The sequence below is a fragment of the Micrococcus sp. LASM2_SD2 genome, assembly GCF_057364565.1.
In genome coordinates this window covers 1-4,506 of record NZ_JBNFOB010000199.1, presented here as the reverse complement: position 1 = coordinate 4,506, position 4,506 = coordinate 1, and the positions used below count along the sequence as shown (strand labels likewise).

The following is a 4,506-nucleotide window of genomic DNA, read 5'->3' as shown; positions in this document are numbered from 1 at the left end:
CCGCGGCCGGGGCGACCGGTGAGGCGGGCCTCGCCGCGCTCCATCGCGGCGTCCCGCACCCGGCGCAGCTGGATCATCGCGAGGTCCGGGCGGTCCTCGTCCTGGCCGGGGACTCCCGTGGAGGTCTCGGCGGGCCCGTCAGCCATTGGCGACGTCCCCATCCCTGTCGTCCCCGCCGTCCTCGTCCTCGGCGGTGACGCCTGCCGCGGAGGGCGAGCGGCCGTCGTCGGGAACACCCTGGTCGGTGCGCGGACGGCGGATGTCCCCCTCCACCGGCAGCGGACGGTCCTCGGCCTCGGCGGCCGTCTCCGAGCCGTCCGCGTCCTGGCGGACGAGCACGCGCGCGGCGTGCAGCTCCTCCGGGATGTCTTCGACAGCCGCGGCGGTGAGCAGCACCTGCTCGGCCCGGGAGACCAGGCCCGCGAGGCGGCCGCGACGGGCGGCGTCGAGCTCGGCGAACACGTCGTCGAGGATGAGCACGGGCCGGGCGTCGGGGTCGGGGTCGTCGGCGACGAGCACGTCGTAGCTGGCCAGGCGCAGGGCGAGGGCGAGGGACCAGGTCTCGCCGTGGGAGGCGAAGCCGCGGGCCGGGGCGGGGCCGAGGAAGAGCGCGAGCTCGTCCCGGTGCGGGCCGACCAGGGTGAGGGCGCGGGCGCGCTCCTGCTCGTGGGCGTCCTCGAGGGCCTGCCGCATGGCGGCGGCGATCTCCTGGACGGACGGCACCTGCTGGTGGGTGCCGGAGACGCCCGGGACGGTGGACTCGTAGGCGAAGGTGGCCGGCTTCGAACCGTTGGTCAGGGCCCCGTACATCTTGGCCAGCGGAGCGGCGAGCAGCTGCAGCACGTTCAGGCGGCCGTTGAGCAGGCGGGCCCCGGCCACCGAGAGGTGCTCGTCCCAGACCGCCAGGGTGGCGTCCTCCTCCGGGCCCCAGCGGCGCTGCTGCCTGGCCGTCTTCAGCAGGGCGTTGCGCTGGCGCAGCACCCGCTCGTAGTCTGCGGCGGCCTCGCCGAGGGCCGGGCGCAGCTGCACCATGAGCTGGTCCAGGAAGCGGCGGCGGCCGCCCGGGTCTTGGGTGACGAGCGCGAGGTCCTCGGGGGCGAAGACCACGGTGCGCAGGATGCCCAGGCCCTCACGGGCACGGACGGGGGCGCCGCGGTTGATCGTCACCCGGTTGGACCGACCCGGCAGGATCTCCAGCTGCAGTGCCACGGCGCGGGAGCCGCGGTGGATGCGGGCGCCGATCAGGGCGCGGTCCTGGCCGAAGCGGACCAGCGGCGCGTCCTGGCCGACGCGGTGCGAGGAGTGGGTGCCCAGGTAGCCGACGGCCTCCACGAGGTTCGTCTTGCCCACCCCGTTGGCGCCGACCAGCACCGTGGCGCCCGGAGTCAGGCTCAGGTGAGCGGACCGGTAGGAGCGGAAGTCCGCGACCGTCAGCTGGGACAGGTACACGTGCGCAGGTGCCCGGCCCGTCTCAGGTGAGGCGGACCGGCATCACGAGGTACCGGTAGTCGGAGACGACGTCGTCCTTCTCGGCCACGCCGGTGAGCAACGCGGGCTTCGGGGCGGTGGTGAAGGAGAACTTCACCTGCGGCTGGTCCACCACGGCCAGGCCCTCGGAGAGGTAGGACGGGTTGAAGGCGACCGTGATCTCGTCCCCGTCCAGGGTGCAGGGCAGCTCCTCGTTCGCGGAGGCGTCGTCACCGGTGCCGGCGTCCAGGGTCACGGAGCCGGCGGTGAAGACCATGCGCAGCGCGGAGTTGCGCTCGGCCACCAGGGCCACGCGGCGGGAGGCCTCGACCAGGGAGGCGGTGTCCACGGTGGCGTGGATGGGGCTGGTCTCCGGGAACAGGGAGCGGATCTTGGGATACTCGCCGTCCACGAGCACGGAGGTGGTGCGGCGGCCGGCGGAGGCGAAGCCGACCAGGTCCACGCCCTCGGCGAACCGCAGCTCCAGGCTGCCGGCGCCGCCGAGCGACTTGGCGACCTCGGTGAGGGTGCGGGCCTTGACCAGCAGGGAGGTGGACACCGAGGGGTGGGCCGGGGTCCAGGTGATCTCCTTCATGGCCAGGCGGTAGCGGTCCGTGGCCAGGAAGGTCATCTTGTCCCCCTCGATTTCCACCTTCACGGCGGTGAGGATCGGGAGGGTGTCGTCCTTCGAGGCGGCCACGGTCACCTGGTGCACGGCGTGGGCGAAGGCGGCGCCGTCCACGGTGCCGGCGACCTCCGGCAGCTCGGGCAGGGCCGGGTACTCGCCGACCGGCATGGTGGCCAGGGAGAAGCGGGAGGACTTGCAGGTGACGAGCACCTTGCCGCCGTCCAGCTCGAGCGTCACCGGCGCGGCCGGCAGTGAGCGGACGATGTCGTTGAGCAGGCGGCCGGAGACCAGGACCTGGCCCTCGGCCTCGATGTCCGCCTCGATGTCCAGGCGTGCGGAGGTCTCGTAGTCGAAGCTCGCGATGGAGACGAGTCCGGCCTCGGCCGTGATGAGCAGGCCCGAGAGCACGGGAACCGGCGGGCGCGGCGAGAGGGAGCGGGCTGTCCAGGAGACGGCATCCGTGAGGATGTCGCGTTCGACGGTGAACTTCACGAGCTCTGCACTGCCTCTCTGGCCTCTCGGTCAGGCCGGTGTACACACATGGGCGAATCCCTGGAGCCGGTGCGGACCGGGATTCTACGTCCGACAGGTGCGCATACCGGTCAACGGCGCGCGGGTGGGAAGACGCGTTGATCAGCATAGGCGGTGGGCGTGCTCGCTGTCAGGTCAGCCAGGGCCCTGTGCGGGGAGGTGGCCCACATGTGGTGTCCGGTCGGTGCGCCGGGGCCCAGATGTTCCTCGACGAGGAGATCTCCCAAGAGATGAGTAGGGGTGTCAGCACGTGTGGATTCTGTGGAGAACCGCTCCCAGGGCAGCACCCGGGCCGATCCTCCTGTGGGTCCGGCGGTGGATCCGCTCCGATGGGGGTGTGGGCGGCCCGTGGATTCCCGACGACGGCCCTTCGCCTGTTCTGCACAGCCTCGCCCGGACTTGTCCAGAGGCCGCTGTGCTTCGTCCCGACTCTGTCCACATTCTTCTCCACAGGTGTGATCTGCATTCGCATGATTCTGCGGTTCCTACGTCGGCAGGCCTGTGGAAACGTGTGGACGAGTGTGGAGATCCGAATGACAGCCGTGTGATTACACGCAGGTGGGCAACGGTCCGTCCCCACCCTGCGGATCATCGTCTCAGCGGCCTGCGCGGGCCGCTGCCGAGGCCTCCCGGTTGTCCACAGCAGGACGCCCTCTCCACAGGGTTGTCCACAGGAGTGGACAATGTGGACGATCCCTTGAGCACCGGTTCAGGGTTTCAGTGGCCGCGCTGCTTGCGCTTGATCTCGTTGGTCAGCTCGGTGACCTGGTTGTAGATGGTGCGCCGCTCGGCCATGAGCTCGCGGATCTTGCGGTCCGCATGGATCACGGTGGTGTGGTCGCGGCCGCCGAGGGCCTGGCCGATCTTCGGCAGGGACATCTCGGTCAGCTCACGCAGCAGGTACATCGCGATCTGGCGGGCGGTGACCAGCGTGCGCGTGCGGGACTTGCTGGTCAGCTCCTCCATCGTGAGGTTGAAGTACTCACCGGTCGCATGCAGGATCAGCTCCGGCGTGATCTCGTGGACGTCGTCGTCCGTGATGAGGTCCTTGAGCACGTGCTCGGCCAGCTGGATGTCCACGTCCTGGCGGTTCAGGGACGCGAACGCGGTGACGCGGATCAGCGCTCCCTCGAGCTCGCGGATGTTCGTGGAGATCCGGGAGGCGATGTACTCGAGCACCTCCGGCGGGGCGAACAGCCCCTCGGCCTCCGCCTTCTTGCGGAGGATGGCGATGCGGGTCTCGAGGTCCGGCGGCTGGATGTCCGTGATCAGACCCCACTCGAACCGGGAACGCAGCCGCTCCTCGAAGCCGGAGAGCTGCTTCGGCGGCAGGTCGGAGGTGATCACGACCTGCTTGTTGTTGTTGTAGAGCGTGTTGAAGGTGTGGAAGAACTCCTCGACCGTCGCCTCCTTGTCCGCCAGGAACTGGATGTCGTCGATCAGCAGGATGTCCACGTTGCGGTAGACCTGCTTGAACGAAGCGCCCTCGTCGTGGCGGATGGAGTTGATGAAGTCGTTGGTGAACTCTTCCGAGTTCACGTACCGCACCCGCAGGCCCGGGTAGAGGCGGCGGGCGTAGTGGCCGATCGCGTGCAGCAGGTGGGTCTTGCCCAGACCGGACTCGCCGTAGATGAACAGCGGGTTGTACGCCTTTGCCGGCGCCTCGGCCACCGCGTTGGCCGCGGCGTGGGCGAAGCGGTTGGACGAGCCGATCACGAACGAGTCGAAGTGGTACCGCTCGTTGAGGCGGCTGGTCTCCGAGGACGTGGACGGCGGGCCCGGGGTCGGTGCTCCGGCGGGCGACATCCCCTCGCCGCGGTCCCCCGGGCGTTCCCCGTGGTGCTCGGCGGACGACGACGGCCGGCGGCCTCGGAGCGCCG

3 protein-coding genes are annotated in these 4,506 nt (G+C 70.3%); all 3 read right to left on the bottom strand.

The features are described 5' to 3' along the window. Nucleotides 1–138: 138 nt before the first annotated feature. A complete protein-coding gene (gene recF, locus AC2W7A_RS09820) occupies nt 139–1,449 on the bottom strand; it encodes a DNA replication/repair protein RecF (protein ID WP_485991199.1) in 1,311 nt (436 codons plus the stop codon). Between the two features lie 22 nt (nt 1,450–1,471). Next, the gene (dnaN, locus tag AC2W7A_RS09815; RefSeq protein WP_485991198.1) at nt 1,472–2,587 is read right to left on the bottom strand and encodes a DNA polymerase III subunit beta; all 1,116 of its coding nucleotides are present in this window, start codon (nt 2,585–2,587) and stop codon (nt 1,472–1,474) included. Nucleotides 2,588–3,343: 756 nt separating this feature from the next. After that, nucleotides 3,344–4,506, bottom strand: a 1,163-nt coding sequence (gene dnaA / locus AC2W7A_RS09810; RefSeq protein ID WP_485991197.1) for a chromosomal replication initiator protein DnaA, incomplete at its 5' end; no start/stop codon positions are given.